Annotated in this window: 10 protein-coding genes and 2 pseudogenes; 9 read left to right on the top strand and 3 right to left on the bottom strand. The window is 43.1% G+C overall.

Annotated features, from left to right (window positions below; genetic code table 11):
- Positions 1 to 121: 121 nt before the first annotated feature.
- Entirely contained in the window at positions 122 to 1726 is a 1605-nt protein-coding gene (locus tag R7Z41_RS06770; protein WP_318136340.1) for a S8 family peptidase, read from the bottom strand.
- A 394-nt stretch (positions 1727 to 2120) separates the two neighbouring features.
- On the opposite strand from R7Z41_RS06770, the pseudogene R7Z41_RS06775 reads away from it, so the two are divergent.
- The 5 genes and pseudogenes from R7Z41_RS06775 to R7Z41_RS06795 form a co-directional block, all read left to right on the top strand.
- Positions 2121 to 2444: pseudogene (locus tag R7Z41_RS06775) on the top strand (IS1-like element transposase); the annotation flags it as partial.
- A 196-nt stretch (positions 2445 to 2640) separates the two neighbouring features.
- Positions 2641 to 3594, top strand: a complete 954-nt coding sequence (locus R7Z41_RS06780; RefSeq protein WP_318136341.1) for a LysR family transcriptional regulator — start codon at positions 2641 to 2643, stop codon at positions 3592 to 3594.
- A gap of 151 nt (positions 3595 to 3745) precedes the next feature.
- Positions 3746 to 5689: a TonB-dependent receptor domain-containing protein gene (locus R7Z41_RS06785; RefSeq protein WP_033906196.1), complete on the top strand. Its 1944-nt coding sequence runs from the start codon at positions 3746 to 3748 to the stop codon at positions 5687 to 5689.
- 32 nt (positions 5690 to 5721) lie between these two features.
- A complete protein-coding gene (locus tag R7Z41_RS06790; protein ID WP_017819845.1) occupies positions 5722 to 6600 on the top strand; it encodes an alpha/beta hydrolase in 879 nt (292 codons plus the stop codon).
- 742 nt (positions 6601 to 7342) lie between these two features.
- Positions 7343 to 8716 carry a carbohydrate porin gene (locus tag R7Z41_RS06795; RefSeq protein ID WP_054574597.1) on the top strand — a complete coding sequence of 458 codons (1374 nt, stop codon included), beginning with the start codon at positions 7343 to 7345 and terminating at the stop codon, positions 8714 to 8716.
- Between the two features lie 63 nt (positions 8717 to 8779).
- Here the strand turns inward: R7Z41_RS06795 and R7Z41_RS06800 are convergent, their stop codons facing one another.
- A complete protein-coding gene (locus R7Z41_RS06800) occupies positions 8780 to 9766 on the bottom strand; it encodes a LacI family DNA-binding transcriptional regulator (RefSeq protein ID WP_053349295.1) in 987 nt (328 codons plus the stop codon).
- Between the two features lie 235 nt (positions 9767 to 10001).
- Here R7Z41_RS06800 and R7Z41_RS06805 point away from each other — a divergent pair, with 235 nt between their 5' ends.
- From R7Z41_RS06805 to R7Z41_RS06815, 3 genes are all read left to right on the top strand, one after another.
- Positions 10002 to 11441 carry a sucrose-specific PTS transporter subunit IIBC gene (locus R7Z41_RS06805; RefSeq protein ID WP_062731055.1) on the top strand — a complete coding sequence of 480 codons (1440 nt, stop codon included), beginning with the start codon at positions 10002 to 10004 and terminating at the stop codon, positions 11439 to 11441.
- 165 nt (positions 11442 to 11606) lie between these two features.
- A complete protein-coding gene (locus tag R7Z41_RS06810; protein WP_053349293.1) occupies positions 11607 to 12530 on the top strand; it encodes an aminoimidazole riboside kinase in 924 nt (307 codons plus the stop codon).
- A gap of 31 nt (positions 12531 to 12561) precedes the next feature.
- Positions 12562 to 14016 (top strand): sucrose-6-phosphate hydrolase, encoded by a 1455-nt coding sequence (locus R7Z41_RS06815; RefSeq protein ID WP_225477483.1) that lies wholly within the window; start codon positions 12562 to 12564, stop codon positions 14014 to 14016.
- A gap of 64 nt (positions 14017 to 14080) precedes the next feature.
- Here R7Z41_RS06815 and R7Z41_RS06820 read toward each other — a convergent pair.
- Positions 14081 to 14200, bottom strand: a pseudogene (locus R7Z41_RS06820) (dihydrofolate reductase); the annotation flags it as partial.
- A gap of 253 nt (positions 14201 to 14453) precedes the next feature.
- On the opposite strand from R7Z41_RS06820, the gene yghU reads away from it, so the two are divergent.
- A complete protein-coding gene (gene yghU / locus R7Z41_RS06825; protein WP_053349291.1) occupies positions 14454 to 15311 on the top strand; it encodes a glutathione-dependent disulfide-bond oxidoreductase in 858 nt (285 codons plus the stop codon).
- Positions 15312 to 16392 lie beyond the last annotated feature (1081 nt).

A 16392-nucleotide genomic window follows, 5' to 3' on the forward strand; every position in this document is an offset into this window, starting at 1 on the left:
GCCTAGGGCGGTAAAAATATCAAAGACCCGATACCCTGTTAATCGCTACGCGGCTCCTCTTAAGTGAACTACATTGCACCGAAAAGCGGGCTTTGTTCTCTTTTAGTAAAGAGAAGAATAACTAGTAGCTCGCTTGAATGCTGACACCGCTATAGTTTGAGTAACCTTGAATCATGACGTGATAACGTCCACTTTGCGTCGCACTGACCGTACATGTTTCATTGTTACCGTATTTGAAAGGTCGGCAGTCCCATGCATTCAGTGCTGGTTTTGCTCCAAAACGGAGATACAAATCCGCATCGCCACTGCCACCATACATTTGTACGGTTAAGCGCTGCCCAGTTTCTACATCAACATAGTAATACGCTACTTGACCAGTTGAACCACTTAAACCACTTACTGGCACGCCCGAGGTTAATTTGCCTTCTGGGTCCGGTGTTGGATCTGGGCCACCGCAGTCTTGGCCACAATCTGCATCCGTTAAGCTATAAAGTAGCTTGTTCACGCTGCCTCTTGTGTCCGTCACTTTTCCGCTAGTTGCGCGGCTAACGATCAAGGCCTCTACTTGGCTTGGAGACAGTGAACTGTTTTCTTGAAGATACAATGCTGCTACACCCGCCACATGTGGCGTCGCCATCGAAGTGCCACTAATGGTTTTGTAGTCACCGTCATACCATGCAGATTTGATTTGTGAACCTGGCGCAAATACATCCACACAACTGCCCCAGTTTGAAAAACTCGAACGTGCATCCGTGCTAGTGGTCGATCCGACAGTTACTCCGGAAGCAACGCGTGCTGGAGAATAGTTACACGCATCGGCGTTGGAGTTACCTGCTGCTAGCATAAAGCTGACACCTGACTGAACCGCACTTTGCACCGCACTATCCAGAGCGACGGATTGACCGCCGCCTAAACTCATGTTGGCGACTGAAGGTCCGGAAGCGTTCGCAGCCACCCAGTCCACACCGGCAATAACACCAGAAGTAGAACCCGATCCAGTACAGCTCAATACTCTCACGCCGACAAGGTTGACGTTTTTCGCAACACCATACAAGCTGCCGCCAATGGTGCCAGCTACGTGTGTGCCGTGTCCATTACAGTCACTTGCATCTGCATCGTTATCGACAAAGTCATACCCTGAAACTGAGCGACCACCGAACTCAACATGCGCGTTATTCACACCAGTATCGATAACATAAGCCGTTACCCCAGTCCCATCAAAGTTGGCACTGTAGTTGTTATCGAGTGGCAAGTTTCGTTGGTCGATTCGGTCTAGTCCCCAAATGGCATTGGTTTGATTTGCGTCTGCCGAGACTATTGGGTCAAGCGATAGGATTCTGTCTTGCTCAATGTAGTCCACACGAGGATCAGAACGCAGATCTTTTAGTTGCTCAGGACTCAAGTTAGCGACAAATCCACTTATCGAGTGGTCAAAAACCGACTCCACTTGTATCGAATACAAACCAGACATGCGGTCTACGGATTGTTGCGTGAATTGCTCGAATTCCGTTGAATTGCTCACCATCATTTGCGGCTGTTGAAATACCACAATATAGCGATCTGCAATGGCGATGTCGTCCGGTGCAAGCATCAAAGTGGCAGGCAATGTGTCGGGAGCTTGTTGTAACTCTGTACTGTCCGCAATCTCATTGGGTTGCGAAAAAGCGAGAGAAGAATGAAAACAGAGCGCGGAGGTGATACAACAACTTAGTAGTTTCTTTAACATAAAATGTTCCTTGAAATCATAGTCTTGTTGATTTTTACCTAGTACCAAACTGTCAACACGAAAACACAGACAATCAGCGTAGTGCGTGCTGAAGTGACGTTACACAAGTCAAACTAGACAATGAGCAATCATATGCATAACTGGTAATAATTCGCATACTCAGAAACATGATCAATAACCAAGCTTTATTGAAATTGAAATGCAAAGATTCATTTATACTTAGAGCAAAATCCCTAAAATAGAATAATTCTACACACCTGACATATTGCCTGTTATATGACTTCATCTTACCGATAATTTACGCAATAAAAACCTAACTATCCTTTTATTGGTCATAACTCAAATCGGTTGATAGATGTTAATATAGCCACCTGATTTCTGATGTTTTTAACTCATGGTTACTATCCAAGTTCAATATCGTTTCTGTAATAAAACAGAGCCCGTTCGTGAACATGGAAAAGGGCATTCTGGCTCTCCTCGCTCCAGATGTATCGAGTGTCGAAAGAGCTTTAACTCGATTACGTTTACGAAGCCCGCAAGCCAGATGTAAAAGAAAAAACTGTTGATATGTCAATGAATAGCTCTGGCGTTAGGGAAACAGTACAAGTGTTGAATGTCGTATACAACACAGTATTGAGTACTTTAAAAAATCTCGCCAAGGTAAGTAACCTCAATGCCTTTCGATAAAGCAAATATAAGACTAATTTGTAAACTTGAAAGGCTAGCTGTATTGGTTGAGGTATATGAGGAAAACACTTCCCCATTTAAGAACTGAAACACACTTTTGCCCCTTTTCGTGTTAGCACGGAAACTGTCCTGCTACCAGACTTGTGTTTCAATAGTGCCTTGTAGTATCGAAAACACTTACCACAAACTCTAGAGATTTATGTACTATACCACCTACTGGAAGCTTGATGGGTGGTATTGACGTGAACTTATCTCAAATTGATCTGAATTTGCTCTTTGTTTTAAAGCACTTGCTCGAAGAGAAGCATGTACCTAACACCGCTATGGCTTTAAATATGAGCCAGTCTGCGGTAAGTCGAGCACTGCAAAAAATGAGAGTTTTCTTTAATGACGAATTACTGGTGCGCAAGAAATACGGCTATGAACTGACTCCAAAAGCAGAGTCAGTAAGGCAAGACATCAATAATGTGATTACCAGTTTAGAAAAACTTGCCCATAGAGACTCGTTTGATCCGAGCACTGTATCAAGCACCGTTAAGGTTTACGGCCTTCTTCCTCAGATTAATACCTTAATGCCTAAGGTTATCGCTAAGATTCGGCAAGAGGCTCCAAACCTTAAGGTCAGTTTGGACTCAGCACCAAAACGTCATTTTGATGCGTTGGTGGCTGGAGATGTTCATTTCGCACTTTCCTCTCATCAACCGCCAAGCTCTGAGCAAAATATCTATCGAATGGTTGTTGCTAAGCGTACTTTCCGTTTGCTTATGAGCCGCTATCATCCACTGGCCGATTTAGAGCTAACTCCAGAGCGTTTGGCCGAATTTGACTTTGGACAAGTCTCTTTGCAGGGTGAGAAGCGATTGTCGTTTGAGCATAAATACCAAGAGCTAGGGTTAGCGAACAAAAAAAAGCGTTTATCAGCGCCAGTGCAACTGAATAACTTTAGTTCTGCTCCAAGTATCGCTGCGGAGACTGAGATTATATTTCATCTACCGACACCTTTTGCAGAGGCAGCTTGTCAAGACCCTCGCTTGATCGTTCGAGAAGTACCTGCCGAGCTACAGTTGGACTTTCAAGAAGTCTTCCTATATTGGCACAAACGCTTTAACGATGATCCTATGTGTGAATGGGTACGAGAGATCTTTAAACAGCTCTATGTTGGAACCGATACTTTAGCTTAAATGCTTATATCGGGTAATTCGTGGTTAACTATTCGTATATTGGATAGTGATATTCTCTTTTCTCGATAGTGATTAACTTGTCAGTGATTATGATAATCAGGTTTAATTGATAATAATTATTAAATGCAATTACATTTTAAGCCTATTCAATATGAAGCCTCTTTTCACATACTCTCTATTTTCTACATCAGTTGTTTCTGCTTGTATTACTGTACCTATGGTCGTTGTTGCAAATGACCAGTTACCTGAGACTGGTATCAATACAACAGCAATGGAAACCGTAGTGGTTACAGCCTCTGGTTACGAACAGAATGTCACAGAAGCGCCAGCAACAATAAGTGTTCTCACCCGAGAGCAACTTGAAAATCGCTCATATAAAGATTTGACTGATGCTTTAAGTGATATACCTGGGGTAACCGTTACAGGAGGTGGTGATGGCCAAGATATCTCAATTCGAGGTATGCCTGCTCAATATACGGCCATTCTTGTTGATGGCAGGAAGCAGTCTGGTCGAGAAACTCAAACTAATGGTAGTACGTTTACTGAACAAGACTGGCTTCCCCCGTTGAGTGCAATTGAACGTATTGAAGTTGTACGTGGCCCTATGTCAACCCTTTATGGGTCTGATGCTTTGGGGGGTGTGATTAATATTATTACGCGTAAAAATTATCAAGAGTGGCACGGAAGCTTGCGTGCAGAAACGACGCTTCAAGAAAATTCAAAATCTGGAAATAGCTATCAAGGGCAGCTTTACCTTGCTGGCCCTGTCATTGATGGTCTGTTGAGTACTTCTTTGACTGGACTGTATCAGGAAAGAAAAGAAGATGAAATTGAAGGTGGTTATGCAGGTAAGACACTCGACAACTATCGAGCTTCTTTGTACCTCACACCTACCTCGGATGACACTTTTACTCTGGAGTTCACCAATCATAACCAAGAGCGAGAGACCACTCTAGGTAAATCAGTGGAGCGAGAGTCTCAAGTTGCAGTACGAGAATATGAACGCCAATCTATTGGTTTTAGCCACGACGGAAACTACTCTTGGGGTACAAGTTCTTCATTTATCAGTAATGAAACAGTAAAAAATATCGGTGCAGATAAAGAAGTCGAGAATAGTCAAATTAATACGCAATGGGGTCTGCCTCTTAATGCTCACTACTTAACACTGGGCGCATCTTTCGAGCAAAAGGATCTGACTGATAATAAACTGTCATTGACCTCTAAAAACAAGCAATGGGCAGTATTTGCTGAGGACGAGTGGTATCTCACGGATACATTCGCTCTCACCCTTGGTTTACGTTACGACGACAATGAGATCTTTGACGGGCAATTTAGCCCAAGAGCTTACGGGGTCTGGTCTATTGACCCTAGTTGGACGCTAAAAGGTGGTGTGTCTACGGGTTATCGAGCACCTAGTTTGACACAAATGGACGAAGAGTGGGTTCAAGAGAGCTGTAGAGGGCGTTGTTCTATTTACGGTAATCCAGACTTAACAGCAGAAACCTCCATCAATACAGAGATGGGACTGTATTACGTTAATGAGCGAGACCTTTCTGCAAACATTACTTTGTTTTACAGCGACTTCAAAGACAAGATCGAAAGTGAGTTTGTCGATCCGACGTGTACTGATAGCAGAAGTTGCGACCGCACTTACGTCAACATTGATGATGCGAACAGCTATGGTGCAGAAAGTTCCGTATCTAAGGGTATTACAGAGTCAATTACACTAAGTGCAACCTACTCGTATACTCGTAGTGAAAAGAACACTAATGACGATGATGATGGCTTGCCTCTTGTACAAGCACCTGAACATATCTTCTCACTTAATGGTGATTGGGCAGTGCGTGATGATGTTGCTTCATGGGCCCGCATGAACTATCAAGGCAAAGAGAAAAACAACATCACTAGTGATAGCACAAGAACGTTGGCACCTTCTATTACTTACGTGGATCTCGGTGTGAACTGGCGTGTAACTAAGAATGTGAAGTTAATGGCAGCGGTTTATAACTTGTTCGATGAGCAAATCACAGAGGAAGAGTTTGGCTACATTGAAGATGGCCGACGCTACTGGTTAGCTGCTGAAGCGACTTTCTAATCTACTTACTTTTTTAAGCGAATAACAAAACAATGAATACGAAAATTAAGTCTGCGATGACCTCTCTGCTACTTATGCCCTTTGTCTGTTTGGCTGGGGAGTTCAATGTAGAGAAGGATATCTTGTTCAAAACTGTAGGTGAAAGAGAGATTAAACTCGATCTTTATACTCCTTCGGTTGAATCAAATACTCAGTACCCGTTATTAGTCTGGGTACATGGTGGTGCATGGAAACGTGGGAGCAAAGACGCCATCCCAGAAAAGAACCCATTATTACTTCAGTCTGTGTTGAATGAAGGTTATGCGCTAGCTTCAGTTGATTATCGTTTAAGTGGAGAAGCGATCTTTCCTCAACCAGTACAAGACATTAATGATGCACTGAACTATTTGTACGACAATGCTGAAAAGCTCGGTATTAAAGCGGACAATGTTGTGATAATGGGACGCTCTGCTGGCGGGCACCTCGCTGGCTTTATTGGTGCGACTAACTCGGCATACAACCAAGTAGATTTCTATGAGCCACCAAAGTACAAGGTCTCAGCCGTAGTAAGCTTTTTTGGCCCTACCGATTTACTTGAGTTAAGTAATAAAGGTGGCAAGAAAACCAGCAAAAAATCGTCTGTATCTCGTTTCTTAGGAGATATTCCAAACAATATTCCAAAGCTTGCCAAGAAAGCATCAACGACGAGTTATGTGAATGAAAATACTCCACCATATATACAGTTACACGGCACCTTGGATAAGCGAGTGCCTCTATCTCAAAGTGAGATACTTAAGGCTAAGCTTGATGAGCATGGAGTTACCAACCAACTTTTCATTGAAGAAGGTGTAGGACACAGTGCACCTGTCTTTGATACCGAGAAGTACGTTACTCATGTTTTGGACTTCTTAAATAAACACTTTCCGAACTAACGCTCTAGTCAATATAAGGCTTAAAAGTTCAAGGGGAAATACTGAGCCAACTGTGATTACAGTTGGCTTTTTCATGTATCTCTATTGGGCATTTTATCATTCTGATTAATGGGAGCGGCTGGCCCATTTTCAGGCAGTGGTTGAATAAATCTATGACTACTTTAGGGTATGTATTCTAACGTACTTCTGTCCAAAAAAGTGTTTCGTTAGCTTGAATTAGAACAACAAAGCGCTCTTCACAGAAAATGAAGGTCGTTTATCTCGTCTTAACAGCCTTTCAAGTTGTTTGAAATGAGGTATCGAGATCCGCTTCGCTCTTAGTTACGTTCAACCTTAGCTGCTACTTTTCATCAACAAATAGAGATGAGTTACCATCAAGTAGCATAGGGAAGCGAGTGAGCACTATTCTCTCAAATGAACACTAAACCCCTTCTTTGTAGCCTGTCACCTTCAAACTACTTCCTCTAGCGCTAACAATTAATTCAAATGTGCGCTGGTTAATGATTTTTCTGTAAGTAACACAATTGAACGTGATAGAAGTAACAAAATGGCCTCTTAACGGTAACGTTCCCGAAAAGTTTATATATTATCGCCCTCATTGATACAAGTGGTAGATACGCTCTGAGTACGAGCGCTCTGAAATTCAGACTTTAGATGGGTATTTAAAGTCACCATAAGTTTGCAATTTTACTTGGGAACGTTTGCAAATAACCTAAGTATAAATTTACGTGAGACTATGGAAATGAAACTACACACTTTGACGATGGCAGTAGCGCTTGGGCTGGTTACAGCACCTGCATTCGCAACAACAGATGTTGACGCTCTTGAAAAGCGAATTAATGAATTAGAACAGAGACTTGAACAGACAGAAAAAGTATCCACAGAAGCAAATGAGAAAGCCTCAAGCTTTGAGTTTCATGGCTACGCTCGTTCCGGGCTGCTCATTAATGACGATCTGAATGGTGCAGTGGGCACTGGTCCTTACATGACGGCAGCTGGTGCTATTGGCGCTCCAGTTGGGCGATTAGGGGTAGAGGATGATCATTATGTGGAAGCAAACCTTATTCACAAACGTTTTGCAGATGATGGTTCCAGCGCATTGTTCCGAATCATGTTGGCAGATAGTACGGAAACCAATAACGAATGGACGGCGAGCGAGAGTCAATTAAACGTTCGTCAGGTATATGCTGAGCTAAACAAGTTGAGCATGTTCTCTGAATCAAGTGCGTTTGCTGACGCGACGTTTTGGGCTGGTAAACGATTTGACCGTGATAACTTTGACATTCACTTCTTTGACTCGGATATTGTTTTCTTATCTGGCACTGGTGCTGGTGTGTATGACGTCCAAATGAGCGAATCATGGAAAGCAAACTTCTCGATCTATGGTCGTGATTTTGGTGAGATTGATAGCTCGTCAACGGATGTTGAAAACTATATCGCGACAATGAACAACCGCTTCGGTAATTGGCAATTGATGCTGAGCGGCATGACGTCAGCTGATAACAATGATCGCGTAGAAGGAGCAGCGGACAAAGGTTTACATGCGATGTTTGCCTACCATGGCGATAACTTCTTTGGCATGAGTGAAGGCTTCTCTAAAACCGGTATTTTGATGGGTGATGGATTGGGTGCGGAACTTAAAGGCATCGGTTCAAACGGAGATTTGTTAGAAGACGCAAAAGCCGTACGCTTGTTCAGCTATGGTGTAACACGCATCGGCGACAACTGGCGTGTAGCACCTGCGTTGCTAGCAGAACACAGCCAAGATCGCTTTGCTAAAAATGATGAATTTACGTGGGCATCGTTCAACATCCGCTTAGCGCAAGAGTTTACGCAGAACTTTGAGATGGTTTATGAAGGCTCATACCAATACATGGACCTAGACAATGCGATTGATAAAGCAAGTGGCAGTTTTTACAAAGCGACAATTGCACCAACGCTTAAGATGTCTACCGCTGCAGGTTTCTTTGACCGTCCGGAGCTACGTTTTGCAGTTAGCTACGTTGATTGGAGCGAAGACTTGAATGGCTACTCGATTAGCCAGGATGCGGGTGCTGCAACGATGGGTGATGGTGGTGAAGTTCTGTTTGCACTGCAAATGGAAACTTGGTTCTAAAGGGACCTAACCTACAAAGAGTAATAAGAAAAGCGCCAACTGATTTCAGTTGGCGCTTTTTCATTAACAGGACTGACGCTCAATAGTTTTGAAGGTTAGTACCATCTTACTCATTTCAAAACTTCTGTTGGCAATTCTATCTAGTAACAGTTTCGCACCATTTTCCCCTGCTTTATCAAATGCATAGTTAAATGTTGATAAGGTTGGGGTGCACACTGATGCGAGCTCATCATCACCAACGCCTAGCACTAAAACGTCTTTACCCGGTGTTAACCCGAGCTCTTGAATCGCTCTCATCGCACCGATAGCAATACGGTCTGTCGCACAGAACAAGCCATCTAGCTTAGGGTTCTTTGTTAAGTGTTGTTTTGCCAATGAATAGCCAGAATCGATGGTAAAGTCACCACGAGCATGGAAGGCGAGCTCAAAACCATGATGCTGTAGCGCTTGAACAAATCCTTCAGAGCGTTGCTTATCTACCGCGATATCGTCACCTTGCACACCAATAAAACCCATGGTTTGGCAACCTTTTTCAACCAGTCTATTTCCCGCTTCAAACCCTACTCGTGCGTCATCATGAATGATGCTTGGAATATTAAACATGGAACCATCTTGACCGACGAGCACAACTGGGACGGCTGAGTTTTGAATTGCTTTTACCAGCTTGGAATCGAGGTGGGTGGCGTAAAGAATGATCCCTTCAACCCGTTTTTGGTTAAAGATCTGAATGTATTCCAGTTCTTTTTCGTGGGCTTGGTGAGTGCTAGCAAGTAAGACATGTTTCCCGGCTTTTTCAAGGACATCGGTTAATCCATCGACACCTTGGGATGTGGCATGAGAGGAAACCCGAGGAACAATGACACCAACCAGATTGGTCTTTTGAGATTTTAGATCTTTAGCGACTTGGTTCGGCACATAGCCACATTCCGCTACTGCTTGGCGGACCTTCAGTTTTGTCGCTTCTTTTACGCCATATTCATCGTTTATAACCCGTGACACTGTTGATTTTGATACGCCAGCCAGACGGGCGACATCATGCAGACTCGCCATTGTTCCTATCCATTCTGTTTTTCGTTTTTGGGATTGTTTGCAAAGAGAAGATGAAAAGCTCTTTGATAAGTAGCGATTCTAACCTCCTATACTGCTCTTAGGGAGAGAATTTGACGATCATTCTCACATTCTCTCTGCTTTATCTTTGATCATTTGGTTTTATTGAGCAAAAATCTGTTTTGCAAACGTTCCCGAAAATTTCGCAAGCTCAGATAATAATCCAATGGGGTATGAAATGAATTATCCGGCAGTAGCAAAAGAGTTGTTAACTCTATTAGGTGGTAAAAGCAACATCACCGCACTTGCGCATTGTGCGACACGCTTACGCCTTGCCGTTGCAGATGAGCAAAAAATAGATGAACAAGCGATTGATAGCCTTGAAGGAGTAAAAGGGCAGTTCAAAGTTGCGGGTCAGTACCAAATCATTTTTGGATCTGGCATCGTAAACCAAGTTTATGCAGAAATGGCGAAGTTGACGGGGATGAGTGAAATGTCCACCAACGACGTTGCGTCTGCTGGCGCAGAGAAACAAAACATTGTTCAGCGCGCGGTGAAAGGGCTGTCTGATATTTTCGTTCCAATCATTCCAGCAATCGTCGCTGGTGGTTTGTTGATGGGTATCTATAACCTATTGACTGCTCAAGGCTTGTTCATTGATGGCAAATCTTTGATTGATGCCAACCCAGGACTGACAGACTTGGCGAACATGATCAACACGTTTGCGAACGCGCCGTTTGTTTACCTGCCTATTCTGCTGGCATTTTCAGCCAGTAAGAAGTTTGGCGGTAACCCATATTTAGGGGCGGCGCTAGGTATGTTGATGGTTCACCCTGACTTGCTGAATGGTTGGGGATTCGGCGGCGCATCTGTGTCTGGCAACATTCCGGTTTGGAATATTCTTGGCTTTGAAATCCAAAAAGTGGGTTACCAAGGTTCGGTGTTACCGGTTTTGGTATCGGCATTCATTCTTGCGAAGGTTGAGCTAGGCTTACGTAAAGTCATCCCTTCTGTTTTAGACAACCTTTTAACGCCATTACTGGCGATTTTCATAGCGGGTTTGCTGACGTTTACTGTCGTCGGTCCGTTCACGCGTGATATCGGTTTCCTATTGGGTGATGGTCTGAACTGGCTATACAACACAGCTGGCTTTGTTGGTGGTGCGGTATTTGGTCTTATTTATGCTCCGTTTGTTATTACTGGTATGCATCACAGCTTCATTGCGATTGAAACTCAACTTCTTGCGGATATTGCGACGACGGGCGGCACCTTTATCTTTCCTATTGCGGCGATGTCTAACGTTTCTCAAGGAGCGGCAGCGTTGGCGGTGGGCGTGATGAGCAAAGATAAGAAGATGAAAGGTATTGCGATTCCATCGGGTGTTACGGGTTTGCTGGGTATTACAGAACCGGCTATGTTTGGTGTTAACTTAAAACTACGTTACCCATTTATTGCGGCAGTTTGCGCTGCGGCGTTATCAAGTGCGTTCATCACAATGTTTAATGTGAAAGCTCAGGCATTGGGCGCAGCTGGTCTTCCAGGCATCATTTCCATTACGCCAGAGAAGATTGGGTACTACATCGCGGGTATGGTGATCGCGTTCTTGACCGCATTTGTTCTCACCATTGTTCTTGGTATGCGTGACCGCGCTAAAGTCGGTAAAAAAGCAGCGGCTTAATCTGAACTCCTTAAGGGTGGAGTCCCCCAAAATCCACTTCTTTTCCTAAATGTTTGGGGTGCTAGCCAAGCACTAATGGCTTGGCTAGCCTTTTTCAATTTTTACTTGGTAGTGAAGGTGTTCAACACGTTGGACTATCAGGGCTTTAATTTTAAGGTAAGCAAGATGAATCAAGTATGGGTAACTGGTGATGCAGTTGTCGATCTAATACCGGAATCTGAGACTTCTTTACTCAAATGTCCCGGTGGTGCACCAGCGAATGTCGCCGTAGCAATTGCTCGTCTATCTGGTAAGAGTGCGTTTTTTGGACGTGTAGGTGATGACCCATTTGGTCGCTTCATGCAATCAACGCTCGATCAAGAGGGCGTGAGCACGGAGTTTCTCGTTAAAGACCCTGAGCAAAGAACATCAACAGTGGTGGTAGATTTAGACGATCAAGGGGAACGCAGCTTTACATTTATGGTAAAACCGAGCGCTGATCAGTTTATGTCTGTTGAAGACATCCCAAACTTTAAGCAAGGTGACTGGCTACACGTTTGCTCAATTTCACTGGCAAATGAGCCAAGTAGAAGCAGCACATTTGAGGCGATCAAAAGAGCAAAAGCCGCTGGTGGTTTCATTAGCTTTGACCCTAACTTGCGTGATGAAGTGTGGCAAGATCAATCAGAAATCCAAGCTGTCGTGATGAAGGCTGTAGCGATGGCCGATGTGGTTAAGTTCTCTGAAGAAGAGCTTTTGTTCTTAACTGACTCAACGTCGATGGCGCAAGGTTTACAACAAATAGCCTCTTTGAATATTGCTTTGGTCTTGGTGACACAAGGTGCGAAAGGTGTTTGGCGCGTCTTTGAAAGTCAGAGTGAACTGATCACAGGTCAAGTCGTTAGTCCGATTGACACCACAGGTGCGGGTGATGCTTTTGTCGGAGGGCTACTGGCATGCCTGTCTCGGCATGACGATTGGAAAAATCATCCTGTTGTTAGCTCTGCGATTCAATGGGCAAATGGCTGTGGTGCATTAGCGACGACGCAAAAAGGCGCAATGACCGCGCTTCCGACCCAGACAGAGTTGCTGCAATTTATTGGGCAATGATCTTCAGATCCAATTTCAGTTGAGAAAAATTATGAGCTTAAACAACCGTTGGACTGTAGAGCAAAGATATCGCCGACTTGAGCAAATCCCTCAGTGTGATATCGAAGAAATGACACTTTCACGTCAGCAAGATAAAGGCTTTCCTAGTTTTCATATCGCCCCTAGATTTGGGCTGTTAAATGACCCAAATGGGTTGTGCTATTTCAATGGTGAGCACCACATCTTTTACCAGTGGACGCCTGTGGGACCAGTCCATGGAATGAAGTATTGGTATCACCTTTCTACTAAAGACTTCATCCATTTTACTGATCATGGCGTGGGTCTTCATCCCGACCAAGACTACGATTCACATGGTGTCTATTCGGGCGGCGCTTTGGTGGAAAACAACAAGGCTTTGCTGTTTTTTACTGGCAACAAGCGTGACCAAAACTGGAATCGAATCCCAACACAGTGTTTTGCCACCATGGATTCAGACGGCAGCATTGAAAAGCACGGTGTAGTCATTGAGAACGAACATTACACGGAGCACTTTCGTGACCCAAAAGTTTGGAAGAAAGGCGACGACTATTTGATGGTGGTGGGTGCTCAAACCAAAAACGAGCATGGTTCTATGGCGCTCTATCAAAGCAAAGATTTGAAAACGTGGCAGCATAAAGGTCCTATCAAGACCAAGTTCTCTGACCTTGGGTACATGTGGGAGTGTCCTGATTTATTTGAGATTAATGGTCAATCGGTGATGCTGTTTTCTCCACAGGGCGTGAGCAGTAGTAATCCTTATGATTTCAAAAACATCTATTCTGTCGCGTATATCGTGGGTGATCAGTTGAACCTAGAGTCGATGACTTTAGAAAACCACCAAGATATTTTACAGCCAGATTATGGGTTTGATTTCTACGCCCCACAAACCTATTTAGATGAGAATGGGCGTCGCATTCTTATTGCATGGATAGGGTTGCCAGAAATCGACACGCCATCGGTCACACACCAGTGGGCAGGAATGTTGTCTCTTCCTAGAGAACTAACGTTGAAAGATGGTTTTCTTGTTCAAACTCCACTCCCTGAATTGGAGAGTTTAAGAAAAGAAGAGGTAGTCTTTGCACAGTCCCATACACTGGAAAGCACAAGTTGTTTGATCCAATTAGACCTTGAGGGCGATGGCTTTGAACTTGAGCTGAGTAACCTCAAAGGTGACAACATCGTCTTTAGTGCGACAAAGCACGAGTTTATGCTGGACCGTCGTCACATGTCTCATTTGTACGCAGAAGAATTTGGTAGCATTCGAAAAGCACCAAGATTGGACGCTAAGCAGACGATTGATATATATATCGACAATTCTGTCATCGAGATTTTCATTAATGGTGGCAAACACACGATGACCAGTCGTTTCTTTATTGATGACCTGAATACGGTAACGTTGAGAGGGTTGGAGCAAGCAAGGCTTTTCCCTTTGAAAGGTATTTCTGGTTTGTTTGAATCAGCTAAGTAACGGTTTCGAATACATTAAAACGCCCTTCATTGATTTAGTGAAGGGCGTTTTTCTTTCTAACTATCTAACTTAACTGCCTATCACGCACGTAAGTTGTTTGAACTAAGGTATCCAGAACAACTTCATTCTTGGTGACTTTGAAGTTTAGCGGTTGTTCTAAATCCCCAAATAGAGGTGCGCCGCCGAGTGTAGCTTACTCATCGTTGGCATCTCGAACCTAGTTCACATTATCGCGACGTTTTTACTTATAGCGTGAAAGAAAATCCCATAACCAAAGGTTCTAACTAAAAGAGATTGCAGGACTTTTATTTAGCGAATTCGACCTAATATCTTGAGTATGCCTAATCGCAGTTGGCGAAGAGGTGATGTTAATAATGCTTGCTGGCGCGTAAGACCCGTCAGTTTGAAGATGCATTCAAACACAATAAGGGAAAACAATGGCTAACGAATACATTCCACCAAAAGTTTGGACAAACGATAATGAAAACGGCGGTCAGTGGGCGAGCATCAACCGTCCGGATTCTGGCGCACGTCATGAGCAAGAGCTTCCAATTGGTGAGCACCCATTCCAACTTTACTCAATGGGTACCCCAAATGGTCAGAAAGTGACGATCATGTTTGAAGAGCTTTTGGCGGCTGGCGTAACGGCAGCAGAATACGATGCATACCTGATTAAGATTGGCGATGGTGACCAGTTTGGCTCTGGCTTTGTAGCTGTTAACCCAAACTCAAAAATTCCGGCATTGGTTGACCGTTCGGGTTCTGAGCCAGTGAACGTGTTTGAATCTGGCAACATCTTGTTTTATCTAGCAGAGAAATTTGATCATTTCTTACCAAAAGAAGGCGCTAAGCGTGCTGAGGTAATGAACTGGTTATTCTGGCTGCAAGGTTCTGCGCCATACCTAGGCGGTGGTTTTGGTCACTTCTACGCGTACGCACCAGAGAAGTTCGAGTACCCAATCAACCGCTTTACAATGGAAGCAAAACGTCAGTTAGATGTATTAGACAAGCGTCTTGCGAACAATGAATTCCTAGGTGGCGATGAGTACAGCATCGCTGATATCGCAACATGGCCATGGTACGGCAACCTTGTGTTGGGTCGTGCTTACGATGCGGCTGAATTCTTAGACGTAGAAAGCTACAAAAACGTTGTGCGTTGGGCAAAAGTAATTGATGAGCGTGAAGCGGTAAAACGTGGTCGAATTGTGAACCGTTCATGGGGTGAAGAATGGGAGCAGTTACCTGAGCGCCACAGCGCAGAAGATATTGATAAAGTATTGAAACTTAAACCATAAGCAATCTTGGCCTAGCTACGTCAAATGAGTTTAGTTTTATCTATGCTTATACAGTGACCTTAATCAAATCTATAGCGCACCATATACGGTGCGCTATTTTTATTCTCATTTAGTCTCGAAATTCTAATTTATATCACCTATTGAAGAGCATTTAGTTCGTAGATGAATCTTTAATGTATTTATATGTTATGATGCAAAACAAAGCTCATATTTCCATGTTAAATATGGACTGGTTATACTTCTTTCTAATAATTAAATTATTTAAAAATTATAAACCGATTTTATATCCATTATAAATGAAATTAATGATAATTAATATTTGACATAACCACTAAATTTATGTGGAATATGCGGGTTGATTTGTTTTGAAGAAATAAAATTAATTTCTAGTACTTTTATTTAAGACAAGCTTAGCTTTTAGCGATGTTTAATTATTAATGCTTATATCATGAAAGAGGATATGTATGATGTCGTCGTTTGAGTCGTATTGGGTTGGGGTACGTCAAAGAATAGCTACACAAACCCAAGGTAACCGCAGTTTAAAGTCTCTAGTCATTAAAAAGCAGCGTGTGAACTTAAATAACAGTGGGTTATCCTTTCGCGCTAAGTCCGGATGCCTTATCCCTCACTGTTATACCAAGTTCTCTGATGAGATAAACCTAAAAACATCGAAAAAATCGTCTCTTAGTTTTAAGAAAGGAAAGCTGTATTTTTCTCCGATTTAATAATAAATGAAATTTACATAAATTATAATATTAGGTTTTTAAATTTATCGATAATTAATTACGATTTTATGATGCGTTTTCAATATGTTTTCTTGGTAAGTAATTAACTGGACTTATTGTTGGTTGTTTTTGTTGTTTCCTATTTAGATATGGATAAAAGCTCAACTACTTTTCCTATACCAACTTACTCCCTGAATTGACTTGCGCGCTTTTTCTCCCCTCTCAAAAAACATAGCGTTACGGAATTATTTTCGCTCCTGTTTCATTCTTCAAGACGAAAGCTCTACCTACCTCTCATTATTTTCGACAAACATTGAGTAAAAGTAACCAATCGTAACAAGGTGGCTGTAACTGAG

Source organism: Vibrio sp. 1457 (assembly GCF_033340195.1).
In the GTDB taxonomy this organism is placed as follows: Bacteria; Pseudomonadota; Gammaproteobacteria; order Enterobacterales; family Vibrionaceae; genus Vibrio; species Vibrio alginolyticus.

Bases quoted from the DNA above. Each gene is read 5' to 3' on its own strand.
- R7Z41_RS06795 (WP_054574597.1), top strand. From the start codon at position 7,343: ATGAAACTACACACTTTGACGATGGCAGTAGCGCTTGGGCTGGTTACA.
- R7Z41_RS06815 (WP_225477483.1), top strand. From the start codon at position 12,562: ATGAGCTTAAACAACCGTTGGACTGTAGAGCAAAGATATCGCCGACTT.
- R7Z41_RS06785 (WP_033906196.1), top strand. From the start codon at position 3,746: ATGAAGCCTCTTTTCACATACTCTCTATTTTCTACATCAGTTGTTTCT.
- R7Z41_RS06810 (WP_053349293.1), top strand. From the start codon at position 11,607: ATGAATCAAGTATGGGTAACTGGTGATGCAGTTGTCGATCTAATACCG.
- R7Z41_RS06770 (WP_318136340.1), bottom strand. From the start codon at position 1,726: ATGTTAAAGAAACTACTAAGTTGTTGTATCACCTCCGCGCTCTGTTTT.
- R7Z41_RS06805 (WP_062731055.1), top strand. From the start codon at position 10,002: ATGAATTATCCGGCAGTAGCAAAAGAGTTGTTAACTCTATTAGGTGGT.
- R7Z41_RS06800 (WP_053349295.1), bottom strand. From the start codon at position 9,766: ATGGCGAGTCTGCATGATGTCGCCCGTCTGGCTGGCGTATCAAAATCA.
- R7Z41_RS06790 (WP_017819845.1), top strand. From the start codon at position 5,722: ATGAATACGAAAATTAAGTCTGCGATGACCTCTCTGCTACTTATGCCC.
- yghU (WP_053349291.1), top strand. From the start codon at position 14,454: ATGGCTAACGAATACATTCCACCAAAAGTTTGGACAAACGATAATGAA.
- R7Z41_RS06780 (WP_318136341.1), top strand. From the start codon at position 2,641: ATGGGTGGTATTGACGTGAACTTATCTCAAATTGATCTGAATTTGCTC.